Origin of the sequence: Streptococcus sp. GMD3S (genome assembly GCF_000298695.2) — a bacterium.
In the GTDB taxonomy this organism is placed as follows: domain Bacteria; phylum Bacillota; class Bacilli; order Lactobacillales; family Streptococcaceae; genus Streptococcus.
Genome location: NZ_AJRC02000014.1, coordinates 29,588 through 50,220, shown reverse-complemented (window position 1 = coordinate 50,220; position 20,633 = coordinate 29,588). Strand labels below are relative to the sequence as shown.

21 protein-coding genes and 1 pseudogene are annotated in these 20,633 nt (G+C 43.0%); 2 read left to right on the top strand and 20 right to left on the bottom strand.

Going from position 1 to position 20,633, the window contains the following annotated elements:
* From GMD3S_RS10890 to GMD3S_RS0207415, 9 genes and pseudogenes are all read right to left on the bottom strand, one after another.
* Positions 1-179: pseudogene (locus GMD3S_RS10890) on the bottom strand (DAK2 domain-containing protein); the annotation flags it as partial.
* A gap of 2 nt (positions 180-181) precedes the next feature.
* Complete coding sequence (locus GMD3S_RS0207450) at positions 182-547, bottom strand: Asp23/Gls24 family envelope stress response protein (protein WP_000216434.1); 366 nt, start codon at positions 545-547, stop codon at positions 182-184.
* A 152-nt stretch (positions 548-699) separates the two neighbouring features.
* The gene (gene rpmB, locus GMD3S_RS0207445; protein WP_001140948.1) at positions 700-888 is read right to left on the bottom strand and encodes a 50S ribosomal protein L28; all 189 of its coding nucleotides are present in this window, start codon (positions 886-888) and stop codon (positions 700-702) included.
* A gap of 107 nt (positions 889-995) precedes the next feature.
* Entirely contained in the window at positions 996-1,670 is a 675-nt protein-coding gene (locus GMD3S_RS0207440; protein WP_000725733.1) for a LiaF transmembrane domain-containing protein, read from the bottom strand.
* A 5-nt stretch (positions 1,671-1,675) separates the two neighbouring features.
* Entirely contained in the window at positions 1,676-2,122 is a 447-nt protein-coding gene (locus GMD3S_RS0207435; protein ID WP_000776591.1) for a LytTR family DNA-binding domain-containing protein, read from the bottom strand.
* A gap of 113 nt (positions 2,123-2,235) precedes the next feature.
* On the bottom strand, positions 2,236-2,739 hold the full coding sequence (locus GMD3S_RS0207430; protein WP_000800953.1) for a phosphatase PAP2 family protein: 504 nt from the start codon (positions 2,737-2,739) through the stop codon (positions 2,236-2,238).
* Between the two features lie 96 nt (positions 2,740-2,835).
* Entirely contained in the window at positions 2,836-4,596 is a 1,761-nt protein-coding gene (locus GMD3S_RS0207425; protein ID WP_000428386.1) for an ABC transporter ATP-binding protein, read from the bottom strand.
* Positions 4,586-6,355: an ABC transporter ATP-binding protein gene (locus tag GMD3S_RS0207420; protein WP_000731794.1), complete on the bottom strand. Its 1,770-nt coding sequence runs from the start codon at positions 6,353-6,355 to the stop codon at positions 4,586-4,588. Before GMD3S_RS0207420 ends, GMD3S_RS0207425 begins: the two co-directional genes overlap by 11 nt.
* Positions 6,339-6,800, bottom strand: a complete 462-nt coding sequence (locus GMD3S_RS0207415) for a MarR family winged helix-turn-helix transcriptional regulator (protein ID WP_000360517.1) — start codon at positions 6,798-6,800, stop codon at positions 6,339-6,341. The genes GMD3S_RS0207420 and GMD3S_RS0207415 overlap by 17 nt, the downstream gene beginning before the upstream one ends.
* Positions 6,801-6,992: 192 nt before the next feature.
* Here GMD3S_RS0207415 and GMD3S_RS0207410 point away from each other — a divergent pair, with 192 nt between their 5' ends.
* Positions 6,993-7,697, top strand: coding sequence for a CD20-like domain-containing protein (locus GMD3S_RS0207410; protein ID WP_033587326.1), 705 nt, complete (start codon positions 6,993-6,995; stop codon positions 7,695-7,697).
* Between the two features lie 49 nt (positions 7,698-7,746).
* Here GMD3S_RS0207410 and GMD3S_RS0207405 read toward each other — a convergent pair whose 3' ends face one another.
* Positions 7,747-8,463: a YebC/PmpR family DNA-binding transcriptional regulator gene (locus tag GMD3S_RS0207405; protein WP_000532894.1), complete on the bottom strand. Its 717-nt coding sequence runs from the start codon at positions 8,461-8,463 to the stop codon at positions 7,747-7,749.
* 96 nt (positions 8,464-8,559) lie between these two features.
* Positions 8,560-9,930, bottom strand: coding sequence for an MATE family efflux transporter (locus GMD3S_RS0207400; RefSeq protein ID WP_008277623.1), 1,371 nt, complete (start codon positions 9,928-9,930; stop codon positions 8,560-8,562).
* 109 nt (positions 9,931-10,039) lie between these two features.
* Here GMD3S_RS0207400 and GMD3S_RS0207395 point away from each other — a divergent pair, with 109 nt between their 5' ends.
* Complete coding sequence (locus tag GMD3S_RS0207395) at positions 10,040-10,594, top strand: GNAT family N-acetyltransferase (protein WP_000060281.1); 555 nt, start codon at positions 10,040-10,042, stop codon at positions 10,592-10,594.
* Positions 10,595-10,725: 131 nt separating this feature from the next.
* Here GMD3S_RS0207395 and GMD3S_RS0207390 read toward each other — a convergent pair whose 3' ends face one another.
* From GMD3S_RS0207390 to rpoC, 9 genes are all read right to left on the bottom strand, one after another.
* Complete coding sequence (locus GMD3S_RS0207390; protein ID WP_000415528.1) at positions 10,726-10,920, bottom strand: PspC domain-containing protein; 195 nt, start codon at positions 10,918-10,920, stop codon at positions 10,726-10,728.
* A 129-nt stretch (positions 10,921-11,049) separates the two neighbouring features.
* Positions 11,050-12,201 carry a recombinase RecA gene (gene recA / locus GMD3S_RS0207385; protein ID WP_001085519.1) on the bottom strand — a complete coding sequence of 384 codons (1,152 nt, stop codon included), beginning with the start codon at positions 12,199-12,201 and terminating at the stop codon, positions 11,050-11,052.
* Positions 12,202-12,255: 54 nt separating this feature from the next.
* The gene (locus GMD3S_RS0207380) at positions 12,256-13,512 is read right to left on the bottom strand and encodes a competence/damage-inducible protein A (protein ID WP_000642673.1); all 1,257 of its coding nucleotides are present in this window, start codon (positions 13,510-13,512) and stop codon (positions 12,256-12,258) included.
* Between the two features lie 72 nt (positions 13,513-13,584).
* On the bottom strand, positions 13,585-14,625 hold the full coding sequence (gene lytR / locus GMD3S_RS0207375) for a glycopolymer--peptidoglycan transferase LytR (protein ID WP_000592170.1): 1,041 nt from the start codon (positions 14,623-14,625) through the stop codon (positions 13,585-13,587).
* A 4-nt stretch (positions 14,626-14,629) separates the two neighbouring features.
* On the bottom strand, positions 14,630-15,151 hold the full coding sequence (locus tag GMD3S_RS0207370; RefSeq protein WP_000455519.1) for a GNAT family N-acetyltransferase: 522 nt from the start codon (positions 15,149-15,151) through the stop codon (positions 14,630-14,632).
* Positions 15,141-15,584, bottom strand: a complete 444-nt coding sequence (tsaE, locus tag GMD3S_RS0207365; RefSeq protein ID WP_000556957.1) for a tRNA (adenosine(37)-N6)-threonylcarbamoyltransferase complex ATPase subunit type 1 TsaE — start codon at positions 15,582-15,584, stop codon at positions 15,141-15,143. Before tsaE ends, GMD3S_RS0207370 begins: the two co-directional genes overlap by 11 nt.
* A gap of 83 nt (positions 15,585-15,667) precedes the next feature.
* Entirely contained in the window at positions 15,668-16,291 is a 624-nt protein-coding gene (locus GMD3S_RS0207360) for a hypothetical protein (RefSeq protein ID WP_000240908.1), read from the bottom strand.
* Positions 16,292-16,425: 134 nt separating this feature from the next.
* On the bottom strand, positions 16,426-16,845 hold the full coding sequence (ndk, locus tag GMD3S_RS0207355) for a nucleoside-diphosphate kinase (protein WP_000438309.1): 420 nt from the start codon (positions 16,843-16,845) through the stop codon (positions 16,426-16,428).
* Between the two features lie 111 nt (positions 16,846-16,956).
* Positions 16,957-20,622: a DNA-directed RNA polymerase subunit beta' gene (gene rpoC / locus GMD3S_RS0207350; RefSeq protein WP_000228754.1), complete on the bottom strand. Its 3,666-nt coding sequence runs from the start codon at positions 20,620-20,622 to the stop codon at positions 16,957-16,959.
* Between the last annotated feature and the right edge of the window lie 11 nt (positions 20,623-20,633).

Here is a 20,633-nt window from a genome sequence, read left to right as displayed (position 1 = left end):
GCAGGCTTGTCTGCTACTTCTTTCGCACCATTCTCAATGGTCATTCCCATGTTTGTCCCAGTATCTCCATCTGGAACTGGAAAGACGTTTAATGAATTGACATATTCTGCTTGCTTATTCAAACGAGTTGATGCAGCCTGCACCATCTCTTGGAATAAACTGGTAGTAATTTTTGACACGATTATTCTCCTACAACTTTGATATTTTGAATGTAGACATTCACAGTCTGAGCAGTAATTCCTAGTTGATTTTCTAAACTAAAACGAACACGCTCTTGAATGTTTTTTGACACTTCGCTTATCTTTACTCCGTAGCTCAATACGGTATAAACATCAACTGCAATGCTACCATCTTCGGCTGCTTTTATAACAACACCCTTAGAATAATTTTCCTTACCAAGAAGGGCTTGGAAATTGTCTTTGAGGGCATTTTTACTAGCCATACCGACCACACCAAAAATCTCAGTTGCGGCACCACCTACTACGGTTGCAATCACTTCATCTGTCAGTTCGATTTGACCATCTTTTGTATTAATTTTTACAGTCATTTTTTTTACCTCAACTAGTTGATACTCTATTTTATCATATTTCAGCCCAAGTGTAAAAGCAGAATGCTGTATCGGCGGATATTTACTCTATTTTTCAAATGATTTTATCCTTAGAGCAAAAGAAAAAGACCAGTTAGGTCTTTTCATTTTTATTAAACGCGTTCAACTTTACCTGATTTCAAAGCACGAGCTGAAGCCCAAACTTTTTTAGGTTTACCATCGATAAGAACAGTAACTTTTTGAAGGTTTGGTTTTACGGCACGTTTTGTTTGGTTCATCGCGTGTGAACGGTTGTTTCCTGATACAGTCTTACGACCTGTAAAGTAACATACTTTAGCCATTGTGTTTTCCTCCTATTAGATCTAATATAGCGGATGTGCTAGCACCACATACCGTACTATGTTATCACACTTTCTCTATTTTGGCAAGGAAATTCGGAGACTTTTTTTTATTTAACGTAAACAACTCCAAGTTTACCAAAAGCGACTTCCCCGCGGATAATCAAGGTTTTGCTGGTTGGTGCTACAGGAGCATCTGCCTTAGCTGCACCAAAGGAGGTTTCTACTTTCAAATCGACACGCCAGTGTTGCGGAACATAGACGGTTGCATTCCCGAAGGCCACTTCAATATTTAAAGTCGCAAAATCACCTAGCATCTCTGCATTATCATAGTAGATTTTAGCATCCCCAAAAGCGACTTCCACTTGGTCATCTACGAGATCTTGATCTTGCTTATAGAAGGTCCCGCTACCAAAAGCGACTTCCTTATCCGTGACGACTGTTTTTTTCCCATCGTACCACCATTTTTTTTCATTCCAGAACTTACTTGAATGCGTCAGATAACCAACACCTAGCACTGCTAAGATACTAGCCCAAAACAAAGACTGGTTTGGAATAGGAAGAATGTTATAAAAATGATTCGCAATCATTAAGGCTACTAGAGCGGTAAAAACTGCTGATGTTAGATGACGACGAAGCAAAGCTTCAACTGATTGGTAAGCAAAAAAGGCGATACCAATCAAAGGCCATATCTTGCCATCCAAAGAAGGAATTCCAAAATTCCCTTGCAGCAAGATCCAAGCTGCTAAAACCAATAAAACAATACCAAATGCTTTCTTTTTCATGTTTTTTACCTCATGTTTCTTAGATTTTCTTTTAGGAGGGATTGGTAATGTCGTGAGACATGAACCTCCTTGTGCGTCTGATAAAAGGAAATGGTGCCCGTTCCTGAAAAGGACTTATCCACTGAGTAAATCTGACGGATGTTTGCGATCGTTGACTTGGACACTCGACTGAAATAGCGAGGTAAGATGGACTCCAACTCATAGAGCTTGAGGCGAACTTCATAGGCTTCCTTCTGGTTATGAGCATAAATCTTACTCCCTTCTGTTTCAAAGAAGAGAATTTCTGACAGGTCTAGATAATATTCACCTGTCCCCTTGTAAAAAGTCAACCTCGGAGCCTTTGACTCTTGCAAAAGTCGTTGCAAATCTGCAATTTCATCTGTCAAAGTGGGGGTCTTGATGACAATTTCAGTCTCCTCTAAATTGCCATCAATCTCAATTCGTAACTTCATCACATCTCCTTTCTGACTCTACTATATCAAAGCTAAGTTAGGAATACAAGGGCAAAAAAGCAAGTGGTCAATTTGAAGCAGTAAGTGGTTGTAGGACTAGCTTAACTTACATGTCAGAATAGGAAGAAAAGGAATCCCCACACCAGACCACAAGCATAGCCAACCAAGACATCCTTGGGATAATGAACGCCCCCTAAAACCCTCACCAAGCCCAGCAAAGCTGAGAAGAGCAAGCATGCTAAGCCAACAGGTAGACTAGCATGCAGACAGGCCATGGAGATGATAGTTGCCGAAAAAACATGGCGACTGGGCATCGACTGTCCCGAGCTATCTTTTTCAAGCAGGGGACAGATATCCCAAGTTTCATAAGGCCGCGGGTGGTTGATTTTCTTACGAAAAAGGGACAAGATCACAAAGCCTGATGCAGGAATAAGCACATAAACCCCAACCTGCTGACCAAGTCCTAGTTGCAGGCAAGTGATGACTAGCAAAGTCAGATAGACCAAGGGCATGGCGACTGTCATCAAACGATTGAAATTAAGCAATAGAAATAAAAGGGTGGGATGGCTAGTTAGTTTGGAGCTAAGGTTGCTATACCATTCTTGATAATTTTTCATTAAATTTCTCATTCATTACCTTGTTTTCGTCTACAGGTGAGACGTTTATCTTCTAGTATAGTGCAGAAAAAGAAGGCCGTCAAGCCTTCTTTTGATTTATTCTTCTGCTTCGTCTTCTGTAAATTGACTATTGTACAAGTCAGCGTAGAAGCCACCTTGCGCCATTAGTTCCTCATGATTGCCTTGCTCGATGATATTGCCATCTTTCATGACAAGAATCAAATCGGCATTACGAATAGTTGACAAGCGGTGGGCGATGACAAAGGATGTGCGTCCTTCCATCAAACGGTCCATAGCTTTTTGAATCAACTCCTCTGTACGTGTGTCGACTGAAGATGTCGCTTCATCCAAAATCAAGAGCGGTGCATCTTTGAGAAGGGCACGAGCAATGGTCAAGAGCTGTTTCTGTCCAACAGACAAGGTCACGGTGTCATCCAAAACAGTATCGTAGCCATCTGGCAAAGTCATGATAAAGTGGTGGATTCCCACTGCCTTGCTAGCTTCTATCATTCGTTCATCACTGATGTCTGTCTGATTATAGATCAGGTTCTCTCGAATGGTTCCTTCAAAGAGCCAAGTATCCTGCAAGACCATTGAAAAGGCATCGTGTACTTCCGAACGCTTCATGTCCTTGGTATCGACACCATCGATACGGATACTTCCCTTATCTAGCTCATAGAACTTCATCAAAAGATTGACAATGGTTGTCTTCCCAGCCCCAGTCGGTCCAACAATAGCAACCTTCTGACCTGCATGAGCTGTCGCAGAAAAGTCATGGATAATGGTGCGCTCTGGTGTATATCCAAAGGACACATGATCAAAGACTACTTCCCCTTTCATGTTGCTCAATTGTCTTTCCTTACGAGATTCATCTTGCATCTCTGCTTCAGCTAGAAATTCTAATACACGAGTCATGGCTGCACTCGCTTGTTGCAGGCTCGTAATCCCTTGGGCAATCTGTGACAGAGGTTGGGAGAAGGTCCGTACGTAAACCATAAAGGCTACGATAATCCCTATCGTGATATGCCCTTCTAACGCCAGCGCGGCACCAACGATGATGACTAAGACATAACTAAAGTTCCCAACAAAGAACATGGCTGGCATCATGATACCAGAGATAAACTGAGATTTCCAGATACTGTCATGCAAGTCTTGGTTTAACCCTGCAAATCTCGCTTTGGAGGTGTCCACTGCGTTGTAGCTGGTCACTACATTATGGCCAGAGTACATCTCTTCCACATAACCATTGACGGCTGCTAGATTATTTTGTTGGGCTTTAAAATAACCCTGTGACTTGGCCATGATTACGGAAACCGCCGCAAAACCAACAAGCGTAGAGACCACTGTTACGAGAGCTAAAATCCAGTTCATCCCAAACATGGTCACCAAGACAGCAATCAACAAGAAACTAGCTGAAAGAACTGTCCCTAGACTTTGGTTGAGAGATTGCGCTGCTGTATCCACATCATTGGTCACGCGCGAAAGGGTGTCTCCTTGTGAATGACGGTCAAAATAGCCAAGTGGCAAACGATTGATTTTTTCAGCGATAGCCGTCCGCAAGCGTTTTGAAAAATGTTGGATACTCGTTGAAAATATATAGGCCTGTGTATAATTAAGGATAGCTCCAAACACATATAGGACAACCAAAAATCCAGCAATGTTTGACACAGCTACCAAGTCGATTTCTGTAGCCAAGCCATCTGAAATCAAGTTAGTAATTTCTTTAATCTTAGTTGGACCATAAACGGTAATGATGCTTGAAATGACTGCAGCCACAACTGCTATTAGGAGAGGAAGTTGGAGGCCTGCCATATAAGGTTTGCACTGTTTCCAGACCGAAACTTTTTTATTTTCCATGTTCCAATTCCTCCTTCGATAGTTGTGAGTAGGCAATTTCTTGGTAGACTTCGTTGGTTGCAAGAAGTTCCTTGTGGGTGCCTTGTCCCACGACTTTACCTTGATCCAAAACTAAGATCAGGTCGGCGTCCATAATGGTAGAAATCCGTTGCGCTACGATGAGCTTGGTCATGGATTTTGTTTTCTCAGCTAGCTCTTGGCGAAGGACACGATCTGTCTTGTAGTCCAAGGCTGAGAAGGAATCATCAAAGATGAGAATCTCTGGTTTACGAGCCAAGGCACGCGCAATGGCTAAACGCTGTCTTTGACCTCCTGAGAAGTTGGTTCCGCCTTGAGCCACTTCTGATGCAAGACCTGCTTCCTTGTCTTCGATGAAGCTTTTAGACTGGGCCAATTCCAAGGATTGCCACATAGCAGCTTCGCTTAGAGGAGTTTCTTTGCTCTTACCAAAGTCCAAGTTCCCCTTGACATCTCCTGAGAAGAGGACTGCTTTTTGAGGGATATAGCCGACCTTATTGCGCAAATCTTCCAAATCGTAATCTTGCACATTAACTCCGTCCACTAGGATTTGTCCATCTGAAACGTCGTAAAAACGTGGCAAGAGGTTGACAAGCGTAGACTTACCTGATCCAGTCGATCCGATGAAGGCTACGGTTTGACCCGCTTCTGCTTTGAAAGTGACATGTTCCACGACTGCTTCTGAGTTTTTAGAGTAGCGGAAGGTTACATCGCGGAATTCCACTTGTCCTTGAACTGAAGGATCCGCTGTCTGTGTATGACTAGGATTTTCAATAGAAGAATGCAGATCCAATACTTGATTGATACGTCCTGCCGAAACCAAGGTACGAGGAAGAACAATAAAGAGTGCTCCCATGAGAAGGAATCCCATCACGACCTGCATAGCATAGGACATGAAGACCACCATATCACTAAAGAGTGGCAGACGTTCTGCCAAACTTGCATCGTTGATAATGTAGGCACCAATCCAGTAAATAGCTAAACTTAGTCCACTGGAAATCGCCATCATAATCGGGTTCATAATGGCCATCAATCGATTGACAAAGAGATTGAGACGTGTTACCTCATCGTTGGCTGCTTCGAATTTTTCATCTTGGTAATCTTCGGCATTGTATGCGCGAACAACTCGAATCCCAGTCAAGCTTTCACGAGTGATGCTATTGAGTTTATCTGTCAATTTTTGGATAACAGATTGTTTTGGAAAGGCCAGAGTCATAAGAACAGTGGTCATCAAGACATTGACAATAACAGCCACAACGACCGCCCAGAGCCAGTATTCCGATTTCCCAAGGATTTTTCCAATGGCCCAGATAGCCATAATCGGCCCACGAGTAACCACTTGCAAGCCCATGGTAAAGAGCATCTGTACCTGGGTAATATCATTGGTCGTCCGAGTCAAAAGACTTGGGATTGAAAAGCGCTTGATCTCTGTCTGTGAAAAATCTAAAACGCGATGAAATACGTCTCTACGTAGATGGGTTGTATAGGATGCTGCAACACGAGCAGCAAAGAAACCCACCATAACAGATGAAAAGAAAGCCAATAAAGACAAACCAATCATCTTCGCAGCTGGTGACCAGAGTTCACCCAACTGCGTTCCAGACGTTCCGAGTAACTCTGTAATTTGTGAAATATAGGTCGGTACCTCTAACTCTAGATAGACCGAGAAACAAGTGAACAGAATCGTAAGGATGATCATTCCCCACTCTTTTCCTGTAATACGTTTAGCGAGTTTCTTCATTCTCTCCTCCTATCTTCTCAACATTTTCTTGCAACTGACCGAGAACCTTTTCAAAGATTGCCAAGTCTGACTTTGAAACCCCCTCTAGCAGACTCTGATCGATCCGATCAAAAAAAGCCTTAACTTTTTGCATCTGCGAACGCGATTTCTCCGTCAGGCGAACAAATTTTGCCCGCTTATCGCTCGGGCTGGCCTCTAGCTCAACCAAACCATTTTGCACCATACGCTTGACTAGATTACTCGCCACAGATTTGGTAATATTGAGTTCCTGCTCGATATCCTTAATCAAGACCAATTCCTCTTTTTGTTCACAATGATCTAAAAAACGCAGAACCTGCCCTTGCGGTCCACCCATAAATTCAATGCCACATCGCTTAGCTTCTTTCTGTACCATCAGATGAAGCTGGTGTCCAAAACGTTTGAACATTAACATCGGCTTGTCCATGATTGCTCCTTTCTTACGATAAATATAGTTCTCACAAGAACTATTTAAGTTCCCATGAGAACTATTTTATCATTTTCAGAAAAGATGTCAAGAAAAAAGTTTCCAAGAGAACTATTTTAGTTTAAATTGACATTAGGCAATATTTTTTCTATAATAAGCACTAACTACTGTGGATAGAAATCCATTCACTCGATGAAGGGAGAAAACGTTCAAATGAAACCAGAAGAACAACGAGTTTTAGGAATCTTAGCAACCATTTTTGGAGCCATCGCACTTTTAGGGTCCTGGATTCCATTTATTAACTATCTATCATTTTTCATCGCCATTGTCGCATTTATCTTGGGGATTATCGGCCTTATCGTCAATCTCAAAAAACGGAAAACCATGGCCATTATCGGAACATCCCTCGCAGTTGCTTCTGTTGTACTTTTCTTTACGACCCAAGTACTGTACGCTAATGTCTACAAAGAGTTTATCAGGGAGTTTAACCGTTCCTACAGCGAGGCAAGTGCCTCAATGGAGCGCGAAGAAGAAAGCGACTTGACAGATGATAGCGCCTATTCCATCCCAGAGGAGGAAGAAGACGATAACTTCACCTGGACCCAGGAACAGTTCGACGCCTTAATCGAAGGTGACCTTGATAACAAAGGAAAAGGTGGTACCAACTACAAGGATATTATCAAAAAACACGGACTACCAGACTCCGAGTTTGACTCCACTATCGGAGGCTATGATACGAGAAAAATCACCTATATCTCCATTGGTGACAAGATCAAGACTGTTACCTTAACTTTTGCAAAAGATGACAATGGGCAGCTCTTGCTCGTCCAAAAACATGCAGTCGGTCTAGGTCTAGAAAAAAGCAAGAAACAAAACGATTCTGAAACCAGAGTCTAAGTTCAAATATCAAAAAAACGAACAGCTAGTAAAACTGTTCGTTTTTCTATTAGAATCCATCTACGTTTGTGTAGATCTTTTGTACGTCTTCGTCGTCCTCAAGAACGCTGTAAAGTTTTTCAAAGGTTTCAAGGTCTTCGCCTGACAATTCCACTTCAGACTGAGGAATCATTTCCAATTCAGTCACTTGGAATTCTTCGATACCAGACTCACGAAGGGCAACGATAGCCTTGTGAAGGTCTGTTGGAGCTGTGTAAACAGTGATTGTTCCTTCTTCTGCTTCTACATCGTCCACATCCACATCTGCTTCTAGCAATTGCTCAAAGACTGCATCAGCGTCCTCACCCGCAAATACGATCACACCCTTGTTATCAAAGAGGTATGAAACTGAACCTGAAGCACCCATGTTTCCGCCGTTTTTACCAAAAGCTGCACGGACATTGGCTGCGGTACGGTTGACGTTTGAAGTCAAGGTATCCACAATCAACATAGAACCATTTGGTCCAAAACCTTCGTAACGTCCTTCTGTAAAGGTTTCGTCTGTGTTTCCTTTTGCTTTATCAATCGCTTTATCGATAACGTGTTTTGGCACTTGGGCTTGTTTCGCACGGTCGATAACGAATTTCAAAGCAGTGTTTGATTCTGGGTCTGGATCACCTTTTTTAGCTGCTACATAGATTTCTACACCAAATTTTGCATATACTTTAGAGTTAGCTCCATCTTTAGCCGTTTTCTTGGCTACGATATTGGCCCATTTACGTCCCATTAGGAATCTCCTTTTTTCACATTTTAATCTTTCTTATTATAACACAAGTTTTTTCGATTTTCACTAGAGGAAATGGATTTTATTCAGCAAATCCAGCTAGGATTGTCCTTTGGCTGCCAAGATTGCCTTGCCTTCTTTTATCAGGGGATGGCGGAAAAGTGAAAAGTACAGTTGGGTGGTCATGGCAACCCAGATAAGGGGTTCACAAAGGATAACTCCCCTATAGCCTGCCCAAGGGATAATCAAAACTACAAAAACAATTTTCCCGATTAGTTCTATAAAGCTGGAAACTAGAGGAAGGACTTTTTGCCCCAAGCCCTGCAAGCAATTGCGATAAATCAACAAGAGACTCAAAATCGGATAAAAGACTGAACTGATTTGCAGGTAAAGACTACCATTTTCTACCAAGTAAGTATCTGTCGAACTGGCCAAGAAGGAAATCAAGGTCGGACTAGCAAAAAAGAGAAAGATACAGACAAAACCTGCCCAAGACATGCTCAGTCGACTGCCGATTCGAAGACCTTGAACAATGCGGTCTGGTCGTTTCGCACCGAGATTCTGAGAGGCAAAGGTCGTCATGGCAGAAGAAACGGCCGTCATCGGAAGCAGAGCAAAGGCCATAATGCGTCGTGCCGCTGTTTGGGCACTAATAATCACTGCGCCAAAGGTATTGACAGAAGACTGTAAAATCACACTACCAATAGACACAATCGAACTCATCAAGCCCATAGCCAAACCTTGCTCCAAGAGATCCGCGTACAAGCTCTTGTCCCATTTGAAATGTTTAAACTGTGGCAAGAGTTCTGGAACGCTTTTGCGGATATAATAAAAGCAAAGAAGCGCTGACAACCCTTGTGAGATAATGGTAGCAAGTCCCGCAGATTGAACACCCAGTTGCAGTTGCGTAATGAAATAGAGATCCAGAACCACATTGACCAAAGCAGAAAAAATCAGGAATCCAAGGGCTGCTAGACTGTCACCAATAGACCGCAACAAGCCTGCAAAAAGATTATAGGCAAAGCTGACACTGACACAAGTCACAATCATAGAAATATATTGATAGGATTGAGGAAGGATTTCTGCAGGGGTATCTAAATATTGCAAGAGTGGATACAGACCGACAAAGCCCATCAGCATGACCACAATGCTCAAAAGAGCACCTAAAATCCAAGTTGCTGCTACTGCTTCTTTAATTTTAGTAAAATTACGAGCCCCATAATAGCGGGCAATGACGATCCCCATCCCATTGCCAACACCAAGCGTAAAACCTATAATCAAATCAAAAATGGCAGTTGTCGCCCCTACTGCAGCCAAAGAATCTTGACCAAGAAAACGCCCAACAATCAAGACGTCAGCTGTATTATAAAGCTGTTGGAAAATATTTGACAGCAAGATTGGAAAGGCAAAGCTTAACAGCGCAGGAAGAATGGGACCATGTATCAAGTCCACGGATCGTTTCTTATTCATAAAGCTATTATATCAGCTTTCTAAAGGAGCGACAAGGCTCTGTCACTAAGTTTGCAATCAATTGCTTACAGAGAGACAATTTGCTATAATCAAGAAAAGGAGGTCATTTATGAGTTTGACCAGTCAATTAATTACCGATGTATTTCCCGATCTGGATAAGGTTGAAAAGCTAAACAAGGAAGCTTTCCCTGAAGAAGAACGAGTCCCTCTGTCTGAGTTCTTGCGCTATCAGGACCGAGATGATGCCCACTTCTTTGCCTTTTATAACCAGGAAGAGTTTGTCGGCTTTGCTTTCTCTATTTCCAACCCAAAAGCTTTCTATATCAGTTTTTTTGCCATCATGCCCCACCTGAGAAGCCACGGGTATGGAAAGGAAATTATCGAAAAACTAACCGATTTTTACCAGCGAACCATGTTGCTAGAAGTCGAGCGATTAGATGAAGAATGCGATAACTTGGAGCAAAGGAAGGCCCGCATGGACTTCTATCGCCAAAATGGCTTTAAATCAGCCAACGCTTTTCTAGAGTACGATGGTTTGAGTTTTGAAATTCTTTACCGTGGCGACCATTTTGACGAAGAGGCCTATCGCGACATCTTCCAAAAGTTACAGAATGAACATTATTTTGACTTTCATATAGAGTATCGTCGTTTTAGTGACCATTAAACAAGACTTATCCATCTGGTGAAGAACCTCTCTTTTTCGATAGAAGCTACATATAAAAATGCATGTAATTTACGATTACATGCATTTTTTATTTTCAACTGATCAGAATAAACTTTTATTCTCTCTATGGCTTAAGCTTCTGCATTGCCTTCTGGAAGAAGGAAGTAGAGAACAGCATAAGCTAAGATTCCAGAACCACCAAGTAGGGTGAAGATGATCCAAAGTGCACGAACAAGTGTGTGGTCCATGTTAAAGTAGTCACCGATACCTGCACAAACACCAGCAATCTTTTTGTCTTGTACGTTACGAACAAGGCGTTTTTCCATTATAGTAGTCTCCTTTTTATAGAATGTTTTAATTTTTTTGATTAAATACTCTTTTATTACGCTTTTGAAGCTTATGGAGACTTAATAATTAAACATAAAAAGCAGAGAAGGACTTCTCCGCTTTCATTTTTAATCTTCAATTTCGATTTCAAGTCCGTCGCCTAGGTCAAGCGTTACTTCTTGGTTAGGTGCTAGATCTTCCGAAACAGTGGTAGGAGTTGTCCCTTCTTCATCTTCAATCAAGCCATATTGAACACGAACTTGGTGGTCAATGGCATCAAAAATCTCTGGGTGATCCGCCAAGTATTTCTTAGCATTTTCAGATCCTTGTCCGATTTTTTCACCCTTGTAAGAGTACCATGCTCCCGCTTTTTGGATGATATCGAGATCACTTGCAATCTTCAAGAGCTCACCAGTCTTAGAAATCCCTTCTCCGTACATGATTTCAACAAAGGCTTCCTTAAATGGTGGAGCCACCTTGTTTTTCACGACCTTGATCTTGGTTTCCTTACCGACATTGGTATCTTTTTGGTCACCAGTTCCCTTGATTTGTGTGCTTCCACGAACATCCAAACGGACTGAAGCGTAGAATTTCAAAGCACGTCCACCAGGTGTTGTTTCTGGATTTCCAAACATGACCCCAACTTTTTCACGCAACTGGTTAATAAAGATGGCAATTGTCTTGGTTTTATTGATAGAAGCTCCGAGTTTACGCATGGCCTGGCTCATCATACGAGCCTGCAAACCAACGTGACTGTCTCCAATATCCCCATCAATTTCCGCACGAGGTACAAGGGCTGCAACTGAGTCAATAACGACGAGGTCAACTGCACCTGAGTCAATCAATTTTCCAGCAATTTCAAGACCTTGCTCTCCTGAGTCTGGTTGTGACAAGAGCAATTCGTCAATGTTCACACCAAGGGCTGCAGCATAGGCTGGGTCAAGAGCATGTTCCGCATCGATAAAGGCTGCAATACCACCTTCTTTCTGTGCTTGCGCAACAGCGTGAAGGGCAACCGTTGTCTTACCAGATGATTCTGGTCCATAGATTTCGATGATACGTCCTTTAGGATAACCACCTGAACCAAGAGCAATGTCCAGAGCCAATGAGCCTGAGCTCATCACTTGAACTTTTTGCTCCGCGCGCTCACCCAAGCGCATGATTGAGCCTTTACCAAAGTCTTTCTCAATCAATTTAAGAGCATCGTTCAATGCTTTTTCACGGTCTGCTCCAAATTTTTTCCCAATTTCATCTAATTTTTTTGTTGGTTTTTTCGCCATTTTGTTCTCCTATATTCTACTGGTCCTTAGACCTATCTTTCATTATACCAAAATTTAGTCACTTAATAAAGCCTTGCGAACTAGGTTAAAGGCATGCATGACCGCAATATGTCGAACATCTGCTCGACTCCGTCCTGCAATATTGGCCTTGATCACCTCTGTCCCTTTTGCATGTGCCAATCCAATAAAAACTGTACCAGCTGGATGCCCCTCTAGGCTATCTGGCCCTGCCACACCCGTCAAACTAACTCCATAATCAGACTGAGTCTTGATCCGTGCCTGCTCTGCCATTTTTCGAGCCGTAAACCCAGAAACAACCCCGTGTTCTTTTAGCTCTTGCTCGGAAATATCCAACATCTTGGACTTTTCTTCTAGGCTGTAAGTGACAAAACCGCCATTAAAGATTGCTGAGACGCCCAAAAAGTCTGCTAATGTCGCTTGAAAGAGACCTGCCGTCAAGCTTTCTGCCGCAGTAATGCTTTTCTGTCTCTTCTTTAGCTCTTCTACAACGACACTTGCGAGACTGGTTTCTTCCCCATATCCATAACAGATGTCTCGTAGAGAAATTCCCTCGAAAGTTTGGCGACTCAAGATTTGATTTTCTAAGATATCCAGTGCTTGATCAGCCCTTTCTTGACTAACTGCTTTTGTAGACAAACGCAAGGTCACTTCTCCCGTCTTGGCATACGGCGCCAAGGTCGGATCGGTTTGATGGTCAATCAAATCCGCCAAAATGGTCACCAACTGACTCTCCCCAATTCCAAAGAAACGGAGCACTCGTGAGTATAACTTGGTACCAGTCATTAACTTGGGTAAGAGTTGATTTAAGACCATGGGTTTCAATTCACTAGGTGGTCCTGGGAGGACCACGTAGGTCACGCCATCCACTTCTGACACCCCTCCTACTGCTAAACCTGTCTCATTTGGCAGTGGAGTCGCCCCTTCTACAATTTGGGCTTGGCGCTCATTATTCGGTGTCCGAGCATAGTCAGGTCTATGAGCAAAGAAAATATCCAGTTTCTCTTGCGCTTGAGGGTCAAACACTAGATCTTTTCCCAAAAATTTTGCCAGGGTTTGTTTGGTCAAATCATCCTCGGTTGGTCCCAAGCCCCCTGTCAAAATCACAAGATTACTACGTTGACTCGCAATCTCAAGCAAGGACAAAAGACGAGCTTCATTATCTCCAACAGCTGTTTGGAAGTAGACATCTACCCCGATTTCGGCTAGTTTCTCTGATAAAAACTGAGCATTGGTATTGACAATCTGCCCTGTTAAAATTTCTGTTCCTACAGCAATAATTTCTGCTTTCATGTTTCCTCCTACTTATCTATTCGAATTTTTTTGAAAAAATCGCAGGAAATTTCCCACGATTTGATTCTTTTCTTATTCTGCTTCTTCGTTTGAAGCGTTCGTACTGGTTGAAGGTGCTGTCCGACCAAAGGCTGTTTCGTACAGTACCGCATTGGTTTCCAATTCTGTCACTGGCTCTTTACCTAGCGAACTACGCAAGAGATTTTGCATTTCGAGCATATGTTCTGAAGTGACAATCTGATAAGAAATTCCCTGTAGCTCAGCATCTTCCCCACGCAATTGATGCGTTTCGATATTCTTGAAGGAATCTTGATAGCCGAGCAATTGTGGAATGCTCTTAGCTGACAAGTCCACATTGGTCTGCATGTTATCACTCAAAGCTTTGAGGATACCTTGATAATGACTCACACTGTTTAGGCTCAAAACCTTCTCAACGATCTTTTGAATAACTTCACGTTGACGTTTTTGACGACCATAGTCTCCCTCTGGGTCTTGGTAACGCATCCGTGAATACACCAGAGCTTCCTCCCCATTCAAGGTTTGTTCTCCAACACCGATAGAAATCTTATTAAACTCCTCTTGGTCAGCAATCGAAATTGGGAAACCGAGTGTATTGTTGACGGTAATTCCACCAACCGCATCCACCAATTGTTGAAGCCCCTGCATGTTAACCATCACATAGCGGTCAATGTGGATATTCATCATCTTTTGAATAGTAGAAATTGCAAGTTCCGCACCACCATTAGCATAGGCCGCATTGAGTTTGGCTTCCTGAACTTGACCGTTTCCAGTCTCAATCTTGGTCAAAATATCCCGTTCCAAACTCATCATTGTGGTTTTCTTTGTTTTGGGATTAACCGTCAGGAGAATCATGGAATCACTATTTCCCGCCCACGGGTCTGTACGTTCCACATTTCCCGTATCTACCCCCATCAAGAGGATGGTCAGAGGCTCCGTCGCTTCGATAACGTTGGTTTCTTCACCAATCTTTTTATAAGTCTTTTCACTCAAGGTTGCTGTTCCTTGTTGGAAAATGGTGTAACCATAAACCGCTACACCTACAACTGTTACTGCTAGAAAAGCTAGCACCATTCCAATTAATTTTTTGATCATCTTGTTATTCATCTATCAGCTTGCCCATAAGACAAACATCTAAAAATATCCCTTCTGCTAAATAGGCTCCTCTTTCTTGTAAGCCTTCTGTGATAAATCCCATTTTTGAATAGAGGTGGACTGCAGCCTCGTTTCGTTTTTGTACACTAAGTTGCAAACGGCGCAAGACGCCACTGACTTTAGCACACTCGATGCCTTCTTCTAGAAGTATAGTCGCCAAGCCTTGGTTCCAAAATTTCTTGCGAACTGCTAGAAAAACATCACCGATATGTCGAACTCTTAAATGTTGGTCTGCTGTGATATTTAAGACTCCTGCAATCTCATCATTCAGTAAGGCGAGGAGAGTAATTTGATTCTCTGATGCAGCTTGTTTTTCGATAAAAAGAGCCATTTCAGAAGCTGTCATCATGATGCCATTTTCATCTAGGCTAGTAAAGTCTGTCTCTTGACCGACACAATCTAAAAATGCAATCAAGGCTGTAGCATCTGACATCTCTGCCTCACGAATACACAACTCATACTCCATCTTGAAACTCCTTGATGAGTTGTTCAGCCCGAGAGCCATGAGCCGTAAAATGAAGACAACGACCATCAGCTTCTTTCAAAATTTCCAACTCCAAGTAAGAATCTGGTAAATCTTCACCCAAAAGATGCCCCCACTCAATAACAGTCACACCGCCACCAAAGAGAAACTCATCCAAGTCAATAGAATCAGCGTCCCCTTCGATACGGTAGACATCCAAGTGGTAAAGTGGCAAACGCCCTTCATACTCTCTAACAATGGTATAGGTTGGACTTTTAATCATCTGACAGATATCCAAGCCCTTGGCAAGGCCTTTTGTAAAGGTTGTTTTACCCGCACCTAACTCTCCAGTCAAGATTAGAACATCGTCTTTTTGAAGCAAATGACCTAATCTTTCTCCGAGAGCTAGAAGCTCTTCTTCATTTTTTGTGTGCATGCTACTATTATACCAAAAAGTTTTCTTTTGTGTGAATTTTCTTTATGGACTTACTATAACAATTTTGAAAGATTCTCCTCCACTTAAAAGAATACAACTATTGAAAAAACAAACAGGATATCCCGAATCAGGTGCCCATAAAAGGAGATTTCCCTTTGGATACATTTGGGAAAAAGGAAACGTGCGCATAGAAAACCAACACTGATATAAAAGAAAATCGAGGAAATCACTAAGGGATTCCTCAAGAAAACCATCGTAGCTAGAACGGAAATGACGACTGTTTTCTTTTTATTTAGGTGATTTTCTATATCGCGAAAAATTTTATCAAAAGGTAAGAAAATCAATAGATCTACTCCTAGCAAGAAAAAGAAGGAGGGTAAAAAGAGGTCAACCAGTTCCTGCTGCAATTTGCTAGTGGTTTGGATGCTTTCTGAGAGAACCAGACAGGTTGCCAGAAGATTGACTACTAAAAGGAGGCAATAAACAAGGCTCACTTTCTTTTGAACATGTAAAATACTATGTCTAGACTGGTCTGCTGTATGGAAATAATTTATCCCAGCGCACAAAACAGAAATTCCTACTATCAAAATCAAAAAGTAAGCATTGGTCTGTTTTAAAGATAAAAAGGATTCTTTCCATAATAGGCAACTACTAAAACTAATCTGGATGACTGCAATCAGTAACAATAGGCGAATTGATTTTACCATTTCTTTTCCCTCCCTATATGGGATTATACCTTGTGAGGAGTTTGAAATGATTGTTTCCGCCTCAAGTGTTCTTTTTTTGTGCTCAACTGACCAAAAAACAGCTCTCTTGTGCACAGAACTGTTCTTTTACCAGTCTAATCCTTAAACCAGAGAGCAATTTCACGTTTTGCAGAAGCTTCCGAATCGGAGCCATGAACTACATTTTGAATAGCTTGATTGTCTCCTGCTGCTTTAGCAAAATCTCCTCGGATAGTTCCAGGCAAGGCTTCTTCTGGACGAGTAGCTCCCATCATACTACGCCAAGTTTCAATCACTTTCGGACCTGATAGAATGCCCACCACTACCGGTCCTGAGGTCATAAACTGACGGATAGGAGGATAAAAACTTTTTTCAACCAAGTCTTGATAGTGTTGGTCAATCAAAACTTCTGAAACTGCTGAACGCAACTCTAATTTTTCGATTTTGAAACCACGCTCCTCAATTCTTTTCAGAACCTGACCAACCAGCCCTCTTTTCACACCATCTGGCTTAATGATAAAGAATGTTTGTTCCATACGGACACCTCCTTGGCATTTTAGTTCTTCTATTCTACCATACTTTATGAAAAAGTGGGAAAATTTTTCTGAAATAAAACAAAGAGAACCCAAAGGTTCTCTTGTTTGCTTTTATTCTACTGTTTCTTCAACTTGGATTTCCACAACTTCCTCTACAGGAGCAAGTTCTGCCTCTTCTTGTTCTGGAGCCAGATATTCTGCTTCATTAACGGCTTGTGGTTCAAGGTTACGGTAGCGAGCCATACCAGTACCAGCTGGGATGATCTTACCGATGATAACATTTTCCTTGAGTCCAAGGAGATGGTCTTTCTTACCACGGATGGCCGCATCTGTAAGGACACGAGTTGTTTCCTGGAAGGAAGCCGCTGACAAGAAACTGTTGGTTTCAAGTGAGGCTTTGGTAATTCCCATAAGAACTGGGCGACCAGTCGCTGGGACTCCACCTGCGATAAGAACATCCTTGTTAGCATCTGTAAAGTCGTTGATGTCCATGAGAGTACCCATAAGAAGGTCTGTGTCACCTGGATCCATGACACGAACTTTACGGATCATTTGACGAACCATTACCTCGATGTGTTTGTCACCGATTTCTACCCCTTGGCTGCGGTAAACTTTTTGTACTTCACCGAGAAGGTAGGTTTCAACTGACAAGACATCACGAACAGCGAGGAGACGTTTCGGTTGGATAGAACCTTCTGTCAATGCCGCACCGCGAGAGACTTGGTCTCCAACTTCGACGCGCATACGGGCTGTAAATGGTACCACGTATTCGCCTTCTCCAGTTTCACCCTTAACGAAGACTTTCTTGGTACGAGTTGACGCGTCTTCTTCGATAGCTGTAACTTGTCCTTTGACCTCTGTGATGACCGCTTCCCCTTTAGGATTGCGGGCTTCAAAGATTTCTTGGACACGAGGAAGACCCTGAGTGATATCGGTATTTGAGGCAACCCCACCCGTGTGGAAGGTACGCATTGTAAGCTGTGTACCAGGTTCCCCGATAGATTGGGCAGCGATTGTACCAACTGCTTCACCAACTTCAACCGCATCACCAGTCGCCAAGTTGATACCGTAACAGTGACGGCAGACACCATGACGAGTGTTACATGTAAATACGGAACGGATAGTCACTTCTTCCACACCAGCATTGACAATTTCACGCGCCTTGTCTTCTGTAATCAACTCATTTGGACCGATGATCACTGCACCAGTTTCTGGATGTTTAACAGTTTTCTTAGTGTAACGACCGTTGAGGCGTTCTTCGAGAGACTCGATCATCTCTTTTCCTTCTGCGATAGAACGGATCAAGAGACCACGGTCTGTTCCACAGTCGTCCTCACGGATGATCACATCTTGGGCAACGTCAACCAAACGACGAGTCAAATAACCTGAGTCGGCTGTCTTAAGGGCCGTATCGGTCATACCTTTACGGGCACCGTGAGTTGAGAAGAACATTTCGAGTACTGACAAACCTTCGCGGAAGTTTGAAAGGATTGGCAATTCCATGATACGTCCGTTCGGAGCGGCCATCAGACCACGCATACCGGCAAGCTGTGAGAAGTTTGAGATGTTACCACGGGCTCCAGAGTCCATCATCATAACGATTGGGTTCTTAGGATCTTGGTTGGCAACCAAACGTTTCTCTAATTTTTCACGGGCTGCACGCCATTCAGCTGTAACAGCGTTGTAGCGCTCGTCGTCTGTGATCATACCACGACGGAATTGTTTGGTGATTTGTTCTACACGTTTGTGTGATTCTTCGATGATTTCAGCCTTGTCTTCAACAACTGGGATATCGGCAATACCCACTGTCAAACCTGCAAGAGTTGAGTGGTGGTATCCGAGATTCTTCATGCGGTCAAGTAGGGCAGAAGTTTCTGTCGTACGGAAACGTTTGAAGATTTCAGCGATGATATTCCCAAGATTTTTCTTCTTGAATGGAGGGTTGAGTTCAAGATTGCTGATTGCTTCCTTGATATCTCCACCTAGTGGCAAGAAGTATTTAGCTGGAACACCTTCTGTTAAATTGGCATTTGTTGGTTCTTGCAAGTAAGGCAGACCCTCTGGCATGATGTCGTTGAAGAGGATTTTACCAACTGTTGTAAGCAAGACCTTGTGTTTTTGCTCTTCAGTCCAAGGTTTGTTGAGGCTATCTGTCGCGATACCAACACGTGAGTGGAGGTGAACATAACCATTACGGTAAGCCATAACCGCTTCGTCACGGTCTTTGAAGACCATTCCTTCACCTTCACGACCAGCTTCTTCCATGGTCAAGTAGTAGTTACCCAAAACCATGTCCTGAGAAGGAGTAACAACTGGTTTACCATCTTTCGGATTCAAGATATGCTCAGCAGCCAACATCAAGATACGAGCTTCTGCTTGAGCTTCTTCTGAAAGCGGTACGTGGATGGCCATTTGGTCCCCGTCAAAGTCGGCATTGTAGGCTTCACAGACAAGCGGGTGCAAGCGAAGGGCCTTACCATCAATCAAGACTGGCTCGAAGGCTTGGATACCCAAACGGTGAAGGGTCGGTGCGCGGTTCAAAAGAACTGGGTGTTCTTTGATTACTTCTTCAAGAATATCCCAGATACGTTCGTCTCCGCGTTCTACCAAGCGTTTAGCTGCCTTAACGTTTTGCACAATGTCGCGGGCAACGATTTCACGCATGACGAATGGTTTAAAGAGCTCAATCGCCATTTCGCGTGGTACACCACATTGGTACATCTTAAGAGTTGGACCAACGGCGATAACGGAACGTCCTGAGAAGTCAACACGTTTACCGAGCAAGTTTTGACGGAAGCGTCCTTGTTTCCCTTTGAGCATGTGGCTCAATGATTTGAGTGGACGGCTACCTGGTCCTGTAATCGGACGACCACGACGGCCATTATCAATCAAAGCGTCAACCGCTTCTTGCAGCATACGCTTCTCATTTTGAACGATGATACCTGGTGCATTCAACTCAAGCAAACGAGCCAAACGGTTGTTACGGTTGATAACACGGCGGTAAAGGTCGTTCAAGTCAGATGAGGCAAAACGGCCACCATCCAACTGCAACATTGGACGAAGATCTGGTGGAATAACTGGAAGAATGTTGAGAATCATCCATTCAGGTTTATTTCCAGACTTGTAAAAGGCATCCAAAACATCCAAACGGCGGATGGCTTTGACACGTTTTTGTCCAGTAGCTGTTTTCAACTCTTCTTTGAGTTCAGCAATTTCTTTTTCAAGATCTACTTGTTTCAAGAGGTCCTGGATAGCTTCGGCACCCATCTTGGCAACGAATGACCCATAACCATACTCACGCAAGCGCTCACGGTATTCGCGCTCTGTCATGATAGACTTGTGCTCAAGTGGTGTATCCTTAGGATCAATCACTACATAAGCCGCAAAGTAGATAACTTCCTCGAGGGCACGAGGACTCATATCAAGGGTCAAGCCCATACGGCTTGGAATCCCCTTGAAATACCAAATGTGAGATACAGGAGCTTTCAACTCGATGTGCCCCATACGCTCACGACGAACTTTCGTACGCGTCACTTCAACCCCACAGCGGTCACAAACAATCCCTCTGTAACGAATGCGTTTGTACTTCCCACAAGCACATTCCCAGTCTTTTGTAGGACCAAAGATGACTTCGTCAAAGAGTCCTTCACGTTCTGGTTTCAAGGTACGGTAATTGATTGTTTCAGGTTTTTTGACTTCTCCATAAGACCATGAACGGACTTTGCTTGGAGAAGCTAGGGTGATTTGCATACTTTTAAAACGATTTACATCAACCACTATTTCTTCCC